This window comes from Catenuloplanes niger (genome assembly GCF_031458255.1).
In the GTDB taxonomy this organism is placed as follows: Bacteria; Actinomycetota; Actinomycetes; order Mycobacteriales; family Micromonosporaceae; genus Catenuloplanes; species Catenuloplanes niger.
Genome location: NZ_JAVDYC010000001.1, coordinates 2,756,146 through 2,776,994 on the forward strand (window position 1 = coordinate 2,756,146; position 20,849 = coordinate 2,776,994).

Sequence of the window (20,849 nt, forward strand, 5' to 3'; positions counted from 1 at the left end):
CATTCGTACATGAGTACGAATGATGTGATCGCGCGGCTGGACGCCGCCGTGAGCGCGCTGGGAGACGTGGACGTCTCCGGGTGGGACGACACCGTCCTCGCCGAGCACCTCGACGACCTCTCCGCCGCCCTGGTCGCGGTGGACGGTCAGCTCGCCCGCCTCGCCGACGCGGTCCGGGCCCGCGGCCTCCGGGTCGTGGAGCCCTCTATTGCCGCGTAATTGTCGGAGGTGGCTGCCAGGATGGATCCGTGAGGTTCATCGACCTGGCAGCCACCTCTTCCGCCGTCGCGGCCACGCCGGCGCGTAAGGCGAAGATCGAGCTGCTCGCGGACGCGTTGCGCCGGCTCGACCCCGGCGAGGTGACCGCCGGTGCCGCCTATCTCGCCGGTGAGCTGCGCCAGCGCCAGACCGGCGTGGGTTATGCGAGCCTGCGCGACCTCCCGTCGCCCGCGGCCGAGCCGACGCTGACCGTCGCCGGCGTGGACGCCGCCATCGCGGAGCTGGCCGCGGTCGCCGGCACCGGCTCCCAGACCAAACGCCGCGCACTGGTCGGCGCGCTCTTCACCGCCGCCACCGCCGAGGAGCAGCGGCTGCTGACCGGCCTGTTCAGCGGCGAGCTGCGCCAGGGCGCCCAGGCCGGCATACTCGCCGACGCGATCGCGAAGGCCGCGGACGTCCCGGCCCCCGCCGTGCGCCGCGCGCTGCTGCTCAGCGGTGACCTCAAAACCGTGGCCGCGGCCGCGCTGCACGGCGGCGCACCCGCGCTCGCCGAGTTCAGCCTCCGGGTCGGCCGCCCGCTCGCCCCGATGCTCGCGCAGAGCGCGCCCACGGTCGAGGCCGCGCTGGAGAGCACCGGCGCGCCCGCGATGGTCGACGTGAAACTCGACGGCATCCGCATCCAGGTGCACCGCACCGGCGACGACGTCTCCGTCTTCACCCGCAGCCTCGACGACGTCACCGGCCGCATGCCCGAGGTGGTCGCGGCCGTCCGCACGCTGCCGCCCGGCGACCTGGTGCTGGACGGCGAGGCGATCGCGCTGGACGCCACCGGCCGGCCGCGCCCGTTCCAGGAGACGTCCGCCCGCGCCGCGACCCGCACCGGCGGCACCGTCTCCGCGACCGGCACGCTGCTCACGCCGTACTTCTTCGATCTGCTGCACCTCGACGGCACCGACCTGCTGGACGCGCCCGGCGCCGAGCGCTGGGCCGCGCTCGCGGACACGCTGCCGGCGGAGCTGATCGTCGGCCGTGAGCGGGCCGGCGACGCCGAGCGCGGCGCCGAGCTGTTCGCCACCGCGATCCGCGCCGGGCAGGAGGGCGTGGTGGTCAAGTCGCTGGACGCGCCGTACGATTCCGGCCGCCGCGGCGGCGCCTGGGTCAAGGTCAAGCCCCGGCACACGCTCGACCTGGTCGTGCTCGCGGTCGAGTGGGGCAGCGGCCGCCGCAAGGGCTGGCTGTCCAACCTGCACCTCGGCGCGCGCGACGAGCAGACCGGCGGGTTCGTCATGCTCGGCAAGACCTTCAAGGGCCTCACCGACGAACTGCTGCGCTGGCAGACCGAGCGCTTCCTGTCCCTCGCCGTCGACCGCGGCGACTGGGTGGTCACGGTCCGGCCCGAGCAGGTGGTCGAGATCGCCTTCGACGGCGTCCAGACCAGCCCGCGCTACCCCGGCGGCGTGGCGCTGCGCTTCGCCCGCGTGCTGCGCTACCGCGATGACAAGACCGCGGCCGAGGCCGACACCATCGCCACGGTCCGCGCCATCCACGCGGGCCTGCCACCGGCCTGACCGGCCCCGCGACGCGTCCGGTCCGTGGGAGAGACGTCACCCTCCCACGGACCGGACGCGTTCGTCAGAGCTGCGTCTGCTCCTGCCGCGAGGCCAGCAGCTGCACCATCGGCGTCGTCGCCACGCCGGTGTAGACCCGCACGTCGTCGACGACACCGGCGAAGTACTGGCCGTACACGCCGTCGGCCAGCGCCCGGCCGACCTGGAGCCCGCCGCCGGCGGCCCAGTCGGACGAGTGCGAGGCCGTCGCCGTGGCGCTCAGCGCGCCGTCCACGTAGAGCGACACCGTGTTCAGGAACGCGTCGTAGACCAGCGCGAGATGCTGCCCGCTGCCATCGGTGCTCACCGGGACCCCGGTGTCGATGACGGTGGCCGCCGCCCCGTTCGCGTCGTCCCGCGGCAGGACCGCCTCCCAGCGGCCGCTGGTGCCGCACCGGATCACGAAACCGCTCGACCGGGTGCCGGCCTGCGAGATCGCCGCCCGGCCGGTACCGCACTGCGCGGACGAGGGCAGCACCCGCATGGACACCGTGAAGCTGCCGTCGGTCGCGGCCACCGGCCCGCCCGTGTACGCATGGTCGTCGACGCCGTCGAGGACCAGATGACCGGCACCGACCAGTGCCGACGTGGCCGTCGGGTCGGCGTCGAGGTCCGGCGCGTACAGCACCGGTCCGCCGGCCAGCGTCAGGTCCTGGCCGGGAGTGACGTCGTCGTCGCTGTAGTACGGCGACGTGCCACCGGCGGCCGAGTTGAGCGTCCAGTAGCCGACCCGGCGGGGCGGCAGTTCGGACGCCGCCCGGACCTGTTCCGGCATCAGCACCCGGTCGAAGAGCGCCACGTCCGCGACCTCACCCTGGAAGAAGTCGCGGTAGCCGGTCTTGTGGTACCGGCGGCCGATCTGCACCGGTCCGTCCGCGTACCAGCTGGCCGACACCAGATCCTGGCCCTGCGGGATGCCGTTGACGTAGAACGTCATCCTCCGCGCCGGTGCGTTCACGACGAGCGCCAGGTGTGTCCACTCGCCGAAGACGGCCGGCACCGTGCTCTTGGCCCAGTGCGAGTCGACGTTCATCACGTCGTTGTGCGGCACCCGAGCCGTCCACGTGCGGGTCGCCGCCTCGTAACCGATCGAGTACGCGTACTCACCGGTGCCGTCCTGGCTGAGCACGACCTGGTCGCGGGTGCGCGCGGTGGCGTCGTCCGCCAGGCGCGCCCACACCCCGACCGCGAACGCCCGGCTGGTGTCGATCGGCACCGCACCCGCGCCGGTGGTCAGATACCCGGTCGCGGTGCCGTTCAGAGCCACCGCATTGTCCGTACACCCGGTCGCGGTGTCCTGGCAGGCCGGGCCCGGCACGTCGAACGTGACACCGGCGGCGGCCGTGGCCGGCAGCGTCCCGCGGGCGTCAGCCGCGGTGGTCGCGCCGGCCGGCTCGTCCAGCGCCCACTCCGCCGTGGACGGCCGGATGCCGACCCGGAACGTGCACACGGACGTCACCGTGTCGTTGTTCGCCTTGTCGAACGCCTGCACCGTGACGAAATTCGGGCCCTCCGCGGTCGGCATCCACTCCACCGACACCGGCCCACCCGGCGTCGAGGGCGTCAGCACGTTGTTCGCCGACGGGTTGGTGTTGAAGCCGTACCGGTAGCTCGTGACGTCCGCCGACGGGCTGTCGAACGTGAACGTCCCGTACCCGCCGACCGAGCCGAGCCAGGCCTCGCTCTCCACACAGGCGGGCGTCGTGTCAGCGGCGTCCGAGGGCAGATACTCCGCCGAGTCGATGTCCGGTCCCTCCGGCTGGCTCCGGTCGTAGACGAACTGGCAGACCGTCTGCCCGCCCTCGCCACTCCACTGGCTGCGGGCCCGCCCGTCCCACGCCCGCACCTGCCAGGACACCACCACGTTCTCCGGTATGTCGGCCGGCGCGGTGATGCTGAACTGCGAGCCGCTCGCCTTCGTGGGAGTGGCGATCAGCCGGGACACCTTCTCCCCGGCCGGCGTCGTCCAGGTCAGCTCGAAGTCGGCGAGCAGGTCCTCGGTGTGCCGGCCCGGGTTGTGGTCCGGGTCGGAGAGCGTGGCCTTCAGCTCCGGGATCGTGTCGGTGTACGGCACGTTCGCACCCTGCACGCAGGCACCGCCCGGCGTGGTGACCAGCTGGCTCTGCGCCGGCCGGTTCGGCGGGGTGTTGTAGTTGACCCGCAGCAACGCGTTGCCGCAGAAGCGCTTCCACGCCTGGCCGTCACCCTCGTTCGTCGCCTTCAGCACGAACGTGGTCGTCGACACCTTGATCGCGGCGGCGTACGTGAGCGCGTCCTTGACGTTGAACTCGACGTTGCGCGCGTTGCAGGCGACCGTGTTCGTCGGTGACTTCTGTTCCTGCAACGTCCCGATCCCCGGCTGGTTGCCCCAGGTCGTACCGGCGGAGATCTCGCCGTGCACCAGGTGCAGCGACACCGGCTTCGTGACGTTGCCCCACTTGTACGTCATGCCCACGTGGAACTGCGCGCTGATGATGTCCTTGCCCTGGTACGGCGACGGCAGCGCGTACAGGATGCGCTTGACGTCGTTGCCACCCGCGCAGTTGGCGTCCTCCGGCGGGCACAGGCCGACGCCCGCGTTACCGGAGAACTTCCAGTTCCGCTGGTTCGGGAACGCCTTCTGCACACCGGCCCAGCCGGAGTTCGACGTGTCGGCCCACACCGGGTCGACGTACACCGGCCAGCGGGTGTCCTTCGCCGTGAGCATCGCCCGGTCCGGCGTCAGCGTCAGCGTCGTCTGGTCCTTGCCCGGCGCGTCCCCGCCGGGCCCGTCCTCGTCCAGCCGCACGCCGAGCTTCGCGCGCTTGGCGTTGTTCGGCGCGGCGCGCGTCGGGTCGGCCTGCTCCGGCGCGGCGGTGCGGGCACCGGCCCGCGGCGCCGATCCGGAATCCCACATGACCGGGGGCGCCGCCTCGAAGACCGCGCCACCGGTCGCGGCATCCACCGCGACGAGGCCGCCGTCCTCCGCGCGCACGCTCAGCCCGCCGGTGCTGAGCCCGAGGTCGAGCTCGGCCAGCTCCGGATTCTCGGCCGCCTCGGCGTTCTTGATCACGAGCACGTGCGAGAACCCGGTCGACGTCACGTTGACCACCAGGTCGACACCGGGCAGCACCTCGCCGTACGTCGCCTGATCGGCGTTGAGCACCGGCTTCGGCAGCGCCCCCGGCCAGGTCAGACCGAGCGTGCGGCCGGCCCGCTCCACCTCGATGAACGGATCCTCGGCACCGCCTCCGGACAGTGCCGCACCGAACGGTACGGCCTTCGGCGCGACCGACCCGTCCGAGCGTGCGACGAGCGTGGTGTCCACCGGCACCCAGGAGTCACCCTTCGCCACGTGCTCCGGCTGGACGTACGTGTTCTCGGTCGTGGTGCCGTCCGGGTTGGCGAACACCTCGCGGCGCTCACCGCGGAACGCCAGGATCTCCACCGGCTTACCGGTCTTCGCCGCCGCCTCGATCGCGGCCTCCTGCGTCTGCCGCCCGTCCTCCGCCGGGGCGGACACCGCCGGAGCGGCCACCGCCACCTCCGGCACGTATTCCACATAGGCGAGTGCGCCGAGCAGGCCGGCAAGTCCGGCGGTGAGCCCGGCCGCGCGTATCCATCGCTTGCCGTGTGTCGTCATGACGCGGTCCATCCGATGAGTGCGGAACCGGCGGGAGCGGTGGTGCCGGCGTTCGGGAACACGTAGTCGTAGTTCAGCGTCCCGGCCGCCAGCCAGAACCACGGAATACCGAAGAGCTTGTCGTCGCCGGTCGGCGTACCGATGTGCAGCCGGGCAGCGGACTCACTCATCGCCATGCCGATCATCTCGCCGGCCGTCGGATCACCCGGCAGGATCGTGTCCCGGTCCACGCCGATGTCACCCGGGATCGTGGTGGACGTGGCGCGGAAGACCCGGATCGTGCCCGCGTTCCGCACCCCCCGCACATCCTTGCCCGGCACGCCGACCGCCAGCAGCAGCGTGTCGTCGGTGACCGGCCCGGGCGCGGCGTGGTGAGCCAGCCGCACACTGAAGCCGAAGTAGCCACCGCGCTGCGGGTCGCCACCGATTCCCGGCGTCGCCTCCGTCACCGCGCCGAGCACGCTGTACGCCGTGTCGGTCACGACGAACCGCTGCACCATGCCCGCATCCGGGACGCCGCCGACCTCCTCGTTCGGCACACCGACCGCGAGCAGCGACGTGGCGGTCCCCTTGTACTGGATGATCGCCACCGACTTGCCCCACTGGTCGCCGCGCCGGGCCACGCCCGGGATCTCGGTGCCCGCGGTGTCCTTCGAGTCCTGGTTGATGTCGGCCACCCACTTCGGCAGGTCACCGTTCATCGCCACGCTGCTGTACACCTGCGACGCCCCGGCGAATCCCTGGCCGGAGACGGTCTGCCCCGGCCGCCCCAGCACGAAATGATGGGTGGACGCGTCAAGGGCATAGCCGACCTGGTCGTCACGCTCCGGATCACCCGGTACGCCGTTGCCGCTCCACATCGCGTAGTTCGCCGTGCCCCGCACCACGTGCACGATCCCCGCGTCCCAGATGTCGCCCAGATCCTCCCCGGGCGCACCGATCAGCAGGTACGGCTCGAACGCGGCCGTCCGCGCCGCCGCGACGGCGAACCCGAAGTTGTCCCGCCCCTCCGCGACATTGCCGAAGCCGCCGGAGCCCTGCGTCCAGTTCTCACTGGCCTTCCCCTTGCCGAGACCGTCCGGCGACCCGTAGATCAGGTGCACCATCCCGTGGTCCCGCCCACCGGCCGTCGAATCCTCGTACGGCACCCCGACCAGCAGATCCGTGCAGCTGTCCGAGTTCCAGTCCACGGCCTCCATCGCGAAGCCGAACTGGTCCTCAGCCCCGGCCGCGAAGGCACCGCCACTGGCGAACGTCTGATCGATGACCTGAGTACCGGCCACCCCCTCGTACTGCACCACGATCTGCCCGGCGCCGTTGTTCGCCCCCGGGTCGGCGATGGCGATGTCGCGCTTCAGATCCCCATTGAAATCGTGCGCACCACCGATGGTCCCACCACAGCCGGCCGCGACCGCACCAGCGTTGGCGGCCGCCACAGTGCTGGCGGAAGCCAGAGCGTCGGCAGGCGCCAGAGTGTTGGCAGCCGCCACAGCGTCCGCCACGGCAGCCGGTTCCGCCGCCGTAGGCTGCCGAGGCCCGGCGGATGCCGAACCGGTGAGGAACCCCGCACCGATGAGTACACAACCAAAGACCGCGAACACGTGACGCGATCGACCATCCGGTCTTATTTTCAGAATCCCGCGCATGACATCCACAGTTCCTCCCTCCAAAAATGCGACTACGACAAAGAACGACATGGCACCAATGCCAGTCGGCGTACGCCGCAGATTCTTGGAAAGTAACCACCGCACTGCGGACGCCCGCTGATTCCCGCTTCATCCCGGTGCCCGTACCGAGCGCGGCATACGCCGGGTCCGTTACAACGAACCGCTGATCACCCGCCCAGCCATCTCGGTCCTGGAACCGTCCTTCGAGTCCTGATCGATGTCAGCCACCAGCTTCGACAGCCCCCGGTTCATCGCCGTACTGCTGAACACCTCCGTCGAGCCGACGAACGCAACGTTGCCGATGACGCCATCCGACCGCTCAGCACGAAATCATGCGCACTTGCGTTCAGCGGGTAGCCGACCCGACCGTCAGCCACCGCCGCGCCCGGAATCCCGTCGCCGACCCAGAGCGTGTAGTTCATGGTCCCGCGCAGCATGTGCACGAGCCCCGTGTCCCAGTGGCCGAAGGTGTCCTCGCCCGGCACCCCGATCAGGAGGTACGGCTGATTCGCCGCCGTCCGCGACGCGGCAACGGAGAACCCGAAGTTGTCCCGGCTCTCCGCGACATCCCCGAACCCGGCGGCGTCACTGTCCTGCGTCCAGTTCTCACTGACCTTGCCCTTGCCCAGCCCGTCCGGCGACCCGTAGATCAGGTGCACCATGCCGTGATCGCGCCCACCGCTCGCCAGATCCTCGAAGGGCACCCCGACCAGCAGATCCGTGCACCCATCCGAATCCCAGTCCACGATATCCATTGAATACCCGAACTGATCCCCGGCCTGAGCACCGAACTTATTGTTACCGGCGACGGCCGGATCAAGGACCTGAGTGGTGTTGATTCCCTCGTACTGCACTATTATTCGTCCAGCGCCATCATTAGCACCAGGGTCGGCTATAGCAACATCTCGGCGCCGATCCCCGTTGAAAGTCATACGCACCACCGGTCCCATTACACACGCCCGCCGCCACGCTGCCAGCAAATGCAGAATCAGTCGATATTCCAACAGGGACAGCTCTTGCTAGATAAATGGGCGCCGCAGATGCCGAGCCATTGAGCGACACAGCAGCAATCAGCACGCAGCCGAAGATTGCGAGCGCATGACGAGATCGACCCCTATATCCAACTAATGGAAAGCCGCGCAAACTTGACACAACATTCCCCTCAGAGAAACGACAAAAATCAAGGCGTAACCCAAACATTCGCTGCAGCTATTAGCCGGTCGACGAACAGCAAATGACCGCCACTGCACGTGCCGCATCAAAGACATCGGCCTTATCACCCAATTACCACGCGGGGACGACAGCCATCCACCCGCCGCCACTTAAGCCTCAGAGTTACCCAAGGCGAGACGCCGCGCCAACGAAACGCGAACGTCCTGCGGATCGATGGCCTGCTCGCGCAACAGGCGCCGACCAATATCGTCGGAGTCGACGAGAATGGAATACAAGAGATGCGCACTTCCCACCGGCGCGCTACCAACACCTCGCGCAGAGTCCGCGACTCGCACCGCAGTTATCGTCCACGGCGGATTCTTCGGATTACTCCTCCAGGCCCGCCGCCTCTGCGGTGAAGCGGACTGCTCTTCCCGCATGACCGATTCGAGGTATCGGTACGCCTTTCCTCGATCAAATCCGATGGATTTCAGTACGATGCCACAAGCTGAAAGATAATTATCCGACGGGTAAAAATCACCCGCCATCATCTCTTCTTCCAGCACCACAACCGCCAGCAGCAAATGCGCCGACGTCGTCTGAGGCCACCCCGAGCGGACCGTTTCAGCAATGGCTTCGTCTTCCAAAAACGCTAGAGCCGGGCTCGCGTTAGTCAACAGATGAACGACTCCAGACGTCAGATGACGTGTCAACGCCCCCATTGCACGGTTCTCCTGGCCTGGCGAGACGAGAACCCCAGCCCGGTGCATCAGCTCGGCGAGCGCCCGACGCGGAGGCTCACCTCCGGGTGTCGGCCACACCTGTCGCGCAACCGTCGTCAAGTGATCCAGATTCACTCCTCGCTGCCGAATCAATCGAGCCGGCACTCCCTCTTGGTCCGCCATCAGCGCCTCTAGCAGGTGATCTGCACCCACCCATGAATCCCGGCGCGAAGCAGCGATCGCCATCGCGAGACGAAGCACCGATCGCGCCCCATTTGTCCAAGAGGGAACATTCGATGGCGTGCCGTCACGCACCCAGCCAAACACACGCCAATGCACTTCCTTCAGAGCGCGTCCCAACTCAATTTCGACCTCAGGTACAAGATCGACTGCGGCAGCTTCCACGCCCTGATGCAAATCGTATCCAGTCACCCTGACCGGCCGAGGGCCTACCAACGAAGCAATATTAGGGAATGCATTAAGCAATGCGACAAAAACCGTGTCCGTACCGATTGCCAGCTGATTCAGGTCAGCGGCAACTCGACATGCGCCTTGAAGCACTCGGTACAGGCCGCCACCAACAACAACAGACATCGATACCTCAACTCCGTCATCAGCCTATTGCTATGAGCGATGCCGACCGCGATACCGCTCAGGCGCTCGATGCATTGCCGGATACCCACCGCCGTTTTCATAGTATGCACGCCTAGAATAGTAGGCACCATACGCGACCCGCCCAGCGACATCCAATCCGGTTTTCAAGTTGCCCTCCGGCAAGTAACCGAGGATTTTCGACGGAAGGCTGGCCGACCATTTATCCGTCGCACCTTCAACGGCCCCAACCACTGCAAATTTCAGCGGTACTTCAGCAGTCGCCTCCGGCCGAAGGTGCTGCGGTTCGTAATCTTCGAGTTGACTGGACTCACCTTCCGCACGGTGCAACCCGTCGTACTCGTCCCCACAATTGTGTACGAGTACAGAAGTACTGCCGACGACAACATAGTATGTGTGAATCTCGCCGACGGTAAGGTTGCGCACCTGCTGATAAGACTGAGTCCACCGAGAGACCGCAGTAATCTGGACCCAGGTGCCGGCAGATGTCTGAAGCCACTGACCTGGTTGCAGGTCGATAGCCTGCAACCATTCACCTGCCTCGGGGATCCAGAACGGGTGATTGTCGGTGGCCGTGATCTCGTCAACCGAGTCACCCTCGTCACCGTCGGTGTCGACAGTGAGCCGAACAAGGCTCTTCTCGCCGCTGCCGACGATCGTGGCGACTACCGTCTTTGCTGCGGTCTCGCCCGTCTCAGGCTGTGTGGCCAGGACTTGATCTCCGACCTCGACGTCCTCGATCGGCTTGGTAGTGCCGTTGGCCATCAGCACCAGGGTCCCTGGCGTAAAGCTGTTAGGCCTGCCGCTTGTAAGACAACTCCCGAGAGCGTCAACGCGCTTGCGGCTCGCGATCCACTTCTGGGCGCCCTCGATGAGCTTGCCGCCGAGGTTGTACAGGCGTTTGCCCAGGGCTGCGGCCTTGCCCCAGCGGAGGCCGTACTTCGCGGCGAGTTTGGCCGGGAGGCCGCCGATGAAGCTGGTGAGGACGGTGACTGCGGTGGCGGCGCAGCCGCCCAGGTCGCCCTTGGTGAAGCAGTCCAAGGCGTCGGTGATGCCCAATTCTTCCATCAGGATCACGCCGAGTTCCTTGGCGACCGAGATGACCATCTGCCTGGCCGCCTCGGCCTCGGCCTGGGCGCGCGCGACCGCGGGGTCGACCGTGGGCGTGGGGGCGACGCTGTAGCCGCCGATGTTGGCGGTGGTGGCCTTTTTGCCGCTGGGGCGGTCGTACAGGTAGAACTTGCCGTTCGAGGCCTTCTTGAACTGGGTGTTGTTGGTCTTGTGGAACATCTCCTCGGCGTGGCCGCCCTCGGTGACCAGCGGGCGGAGTCCGTCCGGGTCGGAGTACGAGGTCGGGTTGTTGTTGCCGTAGGCGTACCCGTGCATCTGTTGCGGGTCGGCGCTGTCGATGATCGGATCGACCGAGATGAACCGGCCGATCGCCGGGTCGTATTCGCGCGCCCCGAGGTGCGTCAGCCCGGTCGACGAGTCCTGTGTCCCGCCGACGAAGCCCTTCTCACTCGACCACGACGCCGGCTGGGTGCCGCGCGGCGTACCGAACGGCGTGCTGCGCCGCATCGTGATCGCGCCGGTCGTGGCGTCGATGCTGGCCTGGCCGGTGCCGTGGTGGTCGGCGACCTCGAAGAACGTGCCCGCCACGGTCCGGACCACGACCGCGCCGCTGCCGACCGGGTAGTAGCGGGTGCCGTCGACGACGCCGGTGGCCGTCTTCAGCTTCAGCTCCATGCCGCCGACGTACAGCGTGGTCGCGCCCGGCTCCTTGCGGACGATCCGGTTGCCGGAGGCGTCGTAGATGTAGCTGGTCTTCTGGCCCGCCTTGGTGACCGAGTCGAGTTTGCCCTCGGCGTTCCAGTCGAACGTCTGCTCCTCGCCCACCTGTACGCGCTTGGTCATGTTGCCCGCGGCGTCGTACTCGTAGGTGTGCAGCCGGTCGCCGGAGATGGTCTTCTCGGTCACCTGGGTGAGCGCGTGCGGCCGGGCCGCGCCGGGCTCCGGCGTGACGTAGTCGCGGGTCACGCTGGCGGCGCCGCCGATGCCGTGCTGGGTTTCGGAGACCCGGTTGCCGGCCTTGTCGTAGGTGTACGTCGACCGGTACGCCGCCGGTCCGCCGACCGTGCCGGACTCACACGTGTCCGCGGTCGACCGGGCCTCGGTCATCCGGCGCAGGTAGTCGTAGGTGAAGCACTGGATGTCGGTCTGGCCGCCGGCCGGCTTGTCCTCGATCCTCTCGACGTTGCCGGACGCGTCGTACGTGTAACGCTGGTCGAAGTCGATGACCGGGGCGCCCTCGCGGTCGAGCCGGGACTTCACCAGGCGGCTGGTGCCCTCCTCGTACTCGAAGGTCTGCCACGCCTTCTTGCCACCGGTGTTCAGCTCGGCCTGCAGCAGCTCACCGGTCTGCCCGTACGACGTCTTGGTCAGGATCGTCGACGTAGCGTCTCGGATGCCGGTCAGCCGCTGCAGATCGTCGTACGAGTAGATGACACCTTCCCCGGGCAGGCCACCGGACGCTGGGAACGTCGTCGACTTCACCGACCCGTCGGCGTTGTATGCCGTGTGGAAGATGTAGGTGCCGCCCAGGGCGTCGCCGACCTCGGCCTTCGGGAAGCTGAACCGCACCTCGGTCGGCCGATAGTTGACATCGAAAGCCGAGTTGATCTGCATGAACTTGCTGCCGTTGACGATCCGGCTCGCGGTGTACATCTCGCCCTTGGCGACCGTGTCGTACGTGTACTCGGTCAGCTTCGTGCCGGTCTTGTCCGTGCCCGCGTAGGTGGCCAGCGGCCGCCCGACCACGTCGTACTCGGTGTGGATGCTCTCGCCGTTGCCGTTCGTCGTGGTGACCGGCCGGTCGAGGTCGTTGTACGCGATCGTCGACGTGCCCGCGTCCGGGTCCTCCGACTTGATCTTCCGGCCGCGCTGGTCGTAGAAGTACCGCCAGACGTTGCCCTCCGGGTCGGTGACCGTCGCCTGCTGCCCACGCACGTTGTACGTGTACGTCGTGGCGTCGAAGGCACCGTTCGCGGTCGAACCGTGGTACTGCCGCAGCTCGATCAGCGCGCCCCGCGCGTCGGTGATCCGCGTCGTCGGAGTCTCGCCCGCGACCGGGTCGACGTGCACCCGATCCCCGCCGTAACGCGTGGTCGAGTGCCACTTCTCCTGCCCCGAGACCAGCGTCGTGGTCACCTTGACCCGGTCGGCCCCGTCGTAGGTGTACGCGGTCTGCAGGTCGACCAGCCCGTTGTCGATCGCCTTCGTACCGTCGCTGGTCAGCAGCGCGCCCGACGGCGCACCCGCCGCGAAGTACGTGTCGTTGACCTTCGCCAGCTGGCCGGTGTGCGTGTAGAACGTGTCCGCGACCAGCCTGCCCCCCTCGGGGCCCTCGGACTGGGTCTGCCGCGGCCGGAGGAAACCGTCGTAGAGCGTGTACTCGGCGCCGTAGCCGACGCCGTCCGCCTCGATCTTCTCGGTCTTGGTCGACACGATCGTGCCGGCCTGGATCGTGTAGCTGTACTTGATCGACGGTGTCGTGCCCGCGCCTCGCGACCGGTCCGGGTTCCACACGCTGACGAGCCGGCCGATCGCGTCGTACGCCATCTCGGTCTTGCGCCCGTTCGGGTCCGACTGCGACTTGGGCAGGCCCCAGGCCGGCTCGTACTCCGTGGTGGTGACGAAGTTGAACGGTGCCGGGCTGGTCTCCACCTTGAGCGCGGTCAGCCCGTTGATCTCGGTGTACGCGGTCTTGGTGAGCGTCCCGACGCCGTCGCGCGACTCGACCGGACGCCCGTAGCCGTCGTAGACCGTGCTCGCCACCGGCACGAACGTCGCCGTGGTCCCGTCGTGCGTGGCCAGCTTCTCGGTCCGCGTCACGTCGCCCCTGGACGGCGCGGCGCCGAGCACGGTCGAGCCGTCGTGGTAGTTCCGGTCGTGGGTGAGCAGCTGCGTGGCCCGGTTCGGCGTCGCCGAGCACAGCACGGAGAAGCCCTCGACCTGCGACACCACCTGGTACAGGTGGATGTTCGGGTTGTCCGCGTAGGTGGTGCGGGTGCACTTCTCGTCACCGGTCACGGCCACGTCGCCGTGCTCGTCGACGCTCGTCACCCGGCCGAGCGCGGTCTCGTAGGTGGTGATGGTCTTCGTCTCCCGCCACCCGCCGGACTCCAGCGCGGTGAATCCGCGCTCGGAGGCCGGCGACACGAAGAACGAGCGGTCCCAGCCCCAGCTGTGCTGCACGGCGGCGGTCTCGTGCCGCCACGGTGACGTGACCGTCTTCGAGATCATCGTCGCGCCGTCGAAGGCCTGCGTCTCGTACCCGAAGCCGACCAGTTCGTCGTGGTCGGTGTGCACGGTGCCGACCGAGTCGGTGACCGTGCCGCCCAGACCGCGCAGGTAGAAGTGGTCGCCGCGGGTCGTGGTGATCTGCCCGTTGCCCTGCCGCACCTGCACGTGTGCGTAGCCGCGCCAGTCCGACCAGGTCAGGTACTTGGCGTCGGAGAGGCCGTTCGGCTCCTCCTTCTTCCACCCGGCGTTGCCGAGGTATTCGTAGGAGGTGACCATGTCCGGCGCGCCACCGGTGTTGTCCGTCTCGATCACGGAGTCCACCACGTACTTGTGGAACCAGTCCGTGATCGGTTCCTTCTCGCCGGTCGGGTTCCACTTGACCGGGTAGCAGCGCTTCGTGCTCGACGACTCCGACGTCGGCAGGCTGCCGATGGCGCAGTCCGCGTCCTTGTAGTTGACGTCGACCTGACCGCCGGTGTCGTTCAGCACCAGGGTGAGGCGGGGGCGGATCAGCGGCGCGATGTTGTCCGCGGTGCCGTTGTCGATCCGGTTCGGCAGCTGCTTCGGGCCGAGCTCGACCGAGGGCATCGTGACGGTGCCACCGGCCAGGCCACGGTGCTGGATCTTGTGGAGCCACAGCGAGCGGGAGCCGTCCGCGTTGTTGGTGAACGTGTGCGTCAGGTCCCACGCGTCCACCGGCGTCCACGTCGAGGCGCCGCGGATCTCGGTGGTGACGGAGGTCAGGCGCTTGCGGGTCCAGAACGACGGCGACGCCTGCGACGGCGTGCACTTCGTGTTCTCCGCGCAGTTGCGGTCCCACGGCACGTCCGGCCACGACGTCGCGGTGCCGGCGTTCAGCGAGCCCGGCGCACAGTTGACGGTGCTGGTGGGCAGGCACCGCTCATCCGTCTTGAAGTGCACCCGGGCCGGCGCGTTCGTGGAGTAGACCGCGCCGTCCTTCTGCCCGTAGTCGACCCGGGTCAGGTAGCCGCCGCGGTCGTACCTCGTACCGTTGACGTCGAACTTCGCGTTCTTCGCGTAGTAGTTGAATTCCTTCTGGTAGAAGTACGAGACGACGTTGCCGTGCAGGTCCTTGACGTAGTCGAGGTTCCAGCGCCACCCCTCGGTGCACGCCGCGTTCGCGAAGGTGGCGTTGTAGCAGGGCTCGCCCGCGTCGTCGCTGTAGACGGGCACGGTCCAGGCCGAGTTCGTCTCCTGCTTGTCCGACGACCATCCCGGCAGGCGATTCAGGCCGAAGAAGTACTGCGTGCCGTCGACCGTGGTGACCTTCCAGTGCTCGCCGTTGGAGTCACCGTTCGTCGCACCGGTCAGGCGCTCGATCTTCGTGCCGTCGTCCGAGCTCAGCTTGTACGCGTTACCGGACTTGATCAGCTTCCCGGACCGGCCGGCCAGGGAGATCGTCGCGTTGTCGTACGCCCAGCAGAGGTCACCGACCGCGTCGTGGCCGTCGTCCACACATGCCTTGTAGGACCGCTCGATGAACCCCGGCTCGAACGCGAAGCCCTCACCGATCCACGAGCCCTGGTTGTTCGTGGCCGAGGTGCGCCCGTCCACGGTCTGCGAGCTGTAGGACAGCGTCACGCCCGGCGCCTCACCACCCGGCACCGGCGGCACGCGCATCGGGTAGGACCAGCTGAACGCGCCGGACGAGTTCGCCACGTTCCACTTCGACGACGGCGACAGCGACGTGGCCGCGTAGCTGCCCTGCGCCGACGCCTCCGCCGCGGCCGCCGCGATCAGCGACGACGAGGGTACGTCCGCGGACAGCGTCCGTGCCTGCGCGTCGTTCTCCGTCTGCAACGGCACCGGGAGGCACGTGGCGACGTTCGGCGTGGTCAGCGCGCACTCCGGCAGCCGCACCAGGCGCAGTCGTGCGCCGTAGTCGCCGCCGAACGCGTCGGCGAAGCCCGCGTAACTCAGCGACAACCGCACCGATCCGGTGGACTTGCCGGCGACCGCGCCGACCCGCACCACGGGGCCGTCCACACCGGCGCGTGCGGAGGTCGCGCGGTCCAGCGTCTGCACCCGCACCCGATCCGGCGCCGATCGAGCCGCGGCGGCGGCCGAACGTCCCGCGGGTGCCTTGACCGACACGGACATACCGCCGACAGCGACCGGTTTCGCACCGGCGGTGACCGCAACCTCCGCGGTCCCGGCCGCGGGCCAGGCAACCGTGGCCGGGGTGGCGGTCATGGCGTGCACCGGGTTCACCGGGCGCGGCTTCGCGGTGCCGTCCACACCGCGTACCGGCTCGCCCTGCTCCTGTGTGGCCGGACGGCTCAGTCCCGGTGCGGCCGTGGCCGGCTGGGCCACGACCTGCAGCAGCGTCGAGGAGACGATGATGGCGCTGAACGCGGCCAGACCGCGCACACGCGTCGATCGGCTACGGCGTTTCCAGGACTTGATGAGTCGACCGACCATCACGCCTCCCCCGTCAGACATGGATCAAGGTCGAGGCGAGACGTTAGGCTTAACTGAATGTCGTGTCAATATCACATTCGGTGCCCACTAACCACATGAGACAGCCGCACTACGGGCGGTCACCGAGTAGAGCGGGATCGATACGCATCCCACCTGCAAGATCAACTTTGAGGGCGGCATCCGGCGGCTACGGTTCGTGAGCGCCGGTGTCCGGAATTCACCTGCGTGACATCGAGTGCACGACGCCGTCGATGCATGCCGACGGCGGAGGTGAGGGTGCGCCCAGCAGGACTCGAACCTGCGACCGGTGGATTAGAAGTCCTCGTTCAGTCAGGACCTCCACCAGGGGGAATTGCGTTTGCCCAGCTCAGATAGCACCAACTAGGACCACCCCCGACCATGCACGACCTCTTCGGACCATTTCGGTTAGCCCATGGGCTAACCGATTTGGGTACGCTGACGCACGTGGCCAAGCTTGAGACGCGACGCAGCAAGGACGGCAAGTCGGGTTCATACCGCGTCAGTTGGCTGTTCGGCGGCTCTCGGGGCGGCAAGACGCAAACCTGCACCTTCACCGGGCTCGACAAGGGCGCGCTCTCGCTGGCAAACACCGCGAAGGAGCTGGCAGAGGCTCGCCGGCACCGCATCACCAGCGACGAGGTTTACGCATCCGTCCTTGGAGAGCGCAAGAAGGTGAGCAGTACGCCCCTGGTCCGCGACTGGTTCGAGGAGTGGATCGGGTCACGTGTACGGCTCAGTCCACGGGAGCGCAGGAACTATCGCTCGAAGTTCGAGCGACGCATCGCCCCACTGATCGGACATCTCCCCGTGGACCAGGTGACCTTCGTTGAGATCGGAAAGATCATCAACGACCTGAGGGTGCCACCCGTCAGCAGCGGGCACAAGCCCCTCGCGAACACCTCCGTAACCCGGTACTACTCAGTGGTCTTCTCTCTTTTCAAGGCTGCCGTGGCCAGGGGGCACATAACCGTCAACCCCTGTCTGGAGTCCGGGTTCGTCCGTAACGAGACGGACCATGACGACGAGGGGACCGAGCACCGCTTCTACCTCACCGAGGACCAATACCAGGTACTGCTGTCCGCGTTCAAACCCGAGGACCGCATCGTGATCGAGCTGCTTGTTGGTACCGGTGGGCGGTACTCCGAGGTCACGGCACTGGCGGTGGAGGACATCCTGGCTCCGACAGCTACGGAGGGCCCGCGGATCCGGTTTCGTCGTGCATGGAAGGAGAGCCGCGAGAAGAAGGGCTCCTGGTACCTCGGCCCGCCGAAGAGCCGGCAGCGACGCACTGTCGGAATCTCCATGAACCTGTATGAGCAGCTGGTCGATTACGTGCAGGGCCTGCCACCGGAGGCGTTCGTCGTCCGGGCGCGCCGGGGAGGGCCGATGCGCTATCAGAACTGGCACACGCACATCTGGAAACCGGCGGTGCTGAACGCCCGGCGCTGTGGCCTGCATCCTCCCCCCAACCAGGAAACCCGCATGGAGGGCTCTTCCGGCCGCTGCGGCGATTACGGGGGCATCGGCGCCTACAGCGGGAAACCGTGCAACCTCTCCGTGGTGCCGGGATACAACCGGTGCGGTCGCCATTTCGGGCCACGCGCAGACGCCGTCTCCACCTGTGGGTGTCCCGGGGTGCTTCCGAGAAACCTTAACGAACACGACCTGCGTCACAGCCATGCGGGATTCTTGTTCGCCAATCCAACCGTTACCGTCAACGCCATCAGCCGGCGCTTGGGTCACGGCAGCATACGTACCACCGTCGACATCTACGGCGGGCTACTTCCGAAGGCCGAGCAAGCGGCCATAGACGCGATTACCGCTGCCACGCGCAGCAAGCCCGGCCGACCAACGGCGGTGAAGCCTTTGAGCCTGCCGAAAACGACGTCACGTGAGGTGGTACTAGCCGCTGCCCGTTCAGTCGCCGATAAGGACGGCCGCGTCGCCCGGAAGGATCTCACGGCCAAGATTGGTGATAGGCTAACGAAGACAACTCTGGCGTACACTCTCACAGCACTGGTGAAGTCCGAGGCCTTGCTGCGCGAGCAGCGGAACAGGTACCGACTTCCCACTGCGGCCTAGAGCTGACTCGTCGCGGACTCCCGTTCCTCGAACATTTAGAAGTATTTCGTGGCGCGGCAACCACGCACCAACTAGACGTGCACAATCAAACGGATGCGTCACACCCCGCGCTCGCACATCGTGCGCCATAGCAGCTCCCCCAATTGCATTGACACGGTTGAAAGAGACCGGTCTACTTAAGATGGACGAAGAAGCAGGTAGCCGCTGAGTCACTATCGCCCGAACGGGATCCGCCGTAGAGGCGCATTCAGCCGAAAGGACTCGTCATGACGACACCGAGCGGAACGCCCGCCTACCGGCGCGCCGACTTTGACGGTCGGCAAGTAGCGGCCACCTGCACTCATCACGGCTCCTTAACGAGCGTGCCGGTGATGTACCGCGGTAGTCGCGTGACGGTGGCTATGGATGGGACTGTACAAATAACGGCTGATCGACCGATCAAGGGAGAGACGCCAGATGACGACCGAGATCACCTCGGGGCAGGAGCCGGCCGCCAGGCCGGCGGATGCGGTCACGGATGAGCAGTTGATCGCGATGCTGGTCGATCGGGCTCGTGGTGACGGGCTGAAGCTGACCGGTGAGGGTGGGCTGCTGCAGCAGCTGACCAAGCGGGTGCTGGAGTCAGCGCTGGACGGTGAGATCACCGACCACGTCGGCTACGACAAGCACGACCCGGCAGGTCGTGGCAGCGGGAACACCCGTAACGGCAGCCGAACCAAGACCGTGCTCACCGACGTCGGGCCGGTCGAGGTGCGAGTCCCACGCGATGCCGCGGGCACGTTCGAGCCGCAGATCGTGCGTAAGCGGCAGCGGCGGCTGACCGGCGTCGACGACATGGTGTTGTCGTTGTCGGCCAAGGGGTTGACCCACGGCGAGATCGCCGCGCACCTGGCCGAGGTCTACGGCGCTGAGGTGTCCAAGCAGACCATCTCCACCATCACCGACAAGGTCATGGACGGCATGGCGGAGTGGCAGAACCGGCCTCTGGACCGGGTCTACCCGGTCGTGTTCATCGATGCCATCAACGTCAAGATCCGCGATGGGCAGGTCGCGAACCGGCCGATCTACCTCGCCATGGCGGTCACCGTCGACGGGCACCGCGACATCCTTGGCATCTGGGCCGGTGACGGCGGTGAGGGCGCCAAGCACTGGCTGCACGTGCTGACCGAGCTGAAGAACCGCGGCGTCGCCGACGTGCTGATGCTCGTCTGCGACGGGCTCAAGGGCCTGCCGGAGGCGGTCGAGACCGTCTGGCCTCGCACGATCGTGCAGACGTGTGTGGTGCACCTGCTGCGCAACTCGTTCCGCTACGCCGCGCGCCAGGACTGGGACAAGATCGCCAAGGCGCTGCGGCCGGTCTACACCGCACCGACCGAGGACGCCGCGGCCGAGCGGTTCCTCGAGTTCGCCGAGGCGTGGGGCCGTAAGTATCCGGCGATCGTGAAGCTGTGGGAAAACGCCTGGGCCGAGTTCGTGCCGTTCCTCGCCTTCGACGCCGAGATCCGCAAGGTCATCTGCTCCACGAACGCGATCGAGTCGGTCAACGCCCGTATCCGCAAGGCCGTGCGAGCTCGCGGCCACTTCCCGAATGAGCAGGCCGCGCTCAAGTGCGTCTACATGGCCTTGATGAGCCTCGACCCCACCGGCGCGGGCCGAAGGCGCTGGACCATGCGCTGGAAGGCACCCCTGAACGCCTTCCAGATCGCCTTCGAAGGCCGGCTCACCCCGGCCGACAACTGACCACCTCAACAACCAAGATCAGCCGTTAACTTGACACTCCCCCATCTCGGTGTAGCCGGTCAGGGTGCGTAACCGCCCTGTGTGAAGGTCCTGTACCTGCAGCGTCCCGTCGCCGACGATGTTCGCTGTGTGCTGCCCGTCCGGGCTGGAGACCACCGCCCCCGCCGGCTCGATGTAGCCGGTCAGGGTGCGTGACTGCCCGGTGACAAGGTCCCAGACCCGCAGCATCCCACCGGCGCTGGCGCCGGCCAGGTGCTGCCCGTCTGAGCGGTACGCCACTGCCTCCACTGTCTCGGTGTTGCCGGTCAAGGTGCGTGACTCCTCGGTGGCAAGGTCCCAGACCCGCACTGTCCCGTCCTGGCCGGCGCTGGCCAGGTGCTGCCCATCCGGGCTGTACGCCACCGAGATCACTGGCCCGGTGTGGCCGGTCAGGGTGCGTGACCGAAGGTCCCAGACCCGCAGCGTCCCGCCGTCGCCGGCGCTGGCCAGGTGCTGCCCGTCCGGGCTGTACGCCACGGCCCTCACCGCCTCGGTGTAGTCGGTCAGGTTGCGTGACTGCCCGGTGGCAACGTCCCAGACCCGCAGCGTCCTGTCAAAGCTGGCGCTGGCCAGGTGCTTCCCATCCGGGCTGTACGCCTGTCAGCGCTCACGTAATTCCCCC

At 67.5% G+C, this 20,849-nt stretch carries 10 protein-coding genes and 1 pseudogene; 4 read left to right on the forward strand and 7 right to left on the reverse strand.

All coding sequences use genetic code 11. From position 1 onward, the window contains the following. Positions 1-9: 9 nt before the first annotated feature. Together J2S44_RS11885 and J2S44_RS11890 are read left to right on the forward strand one after the other, a co-directional pair. Positions 10-219: a hypothetical protein gene (locus J2S44_RS11885; RefSeq protein WP_310412060.1), complete on the forward strand. Its 210-nt coding sequence runs from the start codon at positions 10-12 to the stop codon at positions 217-219. 29 nt (positions 220-248) lie between these two features. Next, positions 249-1,787, forward strand: a complete 1,539-nt coding sequence (locus J2S44_RS11890) for an ATP-dependent DNA ligase (RefSeq protein WP_310412062.1) — start codon at positions 249-251, stop codon at positions 1,785-1,787. Positions 1,788-1,851: 64 nt separating this feature from the next. On the opposite strand, the gene J2S44_RS11895 is transcribed toward J2S44_RS11890, so the two are convergent. The 5 genes from J2S44_RS11895 to J2S44_RS11915 form a co-directional block, all read right to left on the reverse strand. Beyond that, positions 1,852-5,448 (reverse strand): LamG-like jellyroll fold domain-containing protein, encoded by a 3,597-nt coding sequence (locus J2S44_RS11895; RefSeq protein WP_310412065.1) that lies wholly within the window; start codon positions 5,446-5,448, stop codon positions 1,852-1,854. Continuing rightward, entirely contained in the window at positions 5,445-7,103 is a 1,659-nt protein-coding gene (locus tag J2S44_RS11900; RefSeq protein ID WP_310412067.1) for a hypothetical protein, read from the reverse strand. The genes J2S44_RS11895 and J2S44_RS11900 overlap by 4 nt, the downstream gene beginning before the upstream one ends. Before the next feature lie 260 nt (positions 7,104-7,363). After that, complete coding sequence (locus J2S44_RS11905) at positions 7,364-7,969, reverse strand: FG-GAP repeat protein (protein ID WP_310412071.1); 606 nt, start codon at positions 7,967-7,969, stop codon at positions 7,364-7,366. A gap of 468 nt (positions 7,970-8,437) precedes the next feature. Continuing rightward, on the reverse strand, positions 8,438-9,583 hold the full coding sequence (locus tag J2S44_RS11910) for a Clp protease N-terminal domain-containing protein (RefSeq protein ID WP_310412074.1): 1,146 nt from the start codon (positions 9,581-9,583) through the stop codon (positions 8,438-8,440). Positions 9,584-9,613: 30 nt separating this feature from the next. Continuing rightward, positions 9,614-16,345, reverse strand: a complete 6,732-nt coding sequence (locus tag J2S44_RS11915; protein ID WP_310412077.1) for an RHS repeat-associated core domain-containing protein — start codon at positions 16,343-16,345, stop codon at positions 9,614-9,616. 465 nt (positions 16,346-16,810) lie between these two features. Between J2S44_RS11915 and J2S44_RS11920 the strand changes: the two genes are divergently transcribed. Continuing rightward, positions 16,811-18,448: a tyrosine-type recombinase/integrase gene (locus J2S44_RS11920; RefSeq protein WP_310412080.1), complete on the forward strand. Its 1,638-nt coding sequence runs from the start codon at positions 16,811-16,813 to the stop codon at positions 18,446-18,448. Positions 18,449-18,904: 456 nt separating this feature from the next. Beyond that, entirely contained in the window at positions 18,905-20,188 is a 1,284-nt protein-coding gene (locus tag J2S44_RS11925) for an IS256 family transposase (RefSeq protein ID WP_374727795.1), read from the forward strand. A gap of 18 nt (positions 20,189-20,206) precedes the next feature. Here the strand turns inward: J2S44_RS11925 and J2S44_RS11930 are convergent, their stop codons facing one another. Beyond that, a complete protein-coding gene (locus J2S44_RS11930) occupies positions 20,207-20,536 on the reverse strand; it encodes a WD40 repeat domain-containing protein (RefSeq protein ID WP_374727975.1) in 330 nt (109 codons plus the stop codon). Further along, positions 20,534-20,818 (reverse strand): annotated as a pseudogene (locus J2S44_RS42885) (WD40 repeat domain-containing protein); the annotation flags it as partial. The gene J2S44_RS11930 and the pseudogene J2S44_RS42885, both read right to left, overlap by 3 nt. Positions 20,819-20,849: the final 31 nt, after the last annotated feature.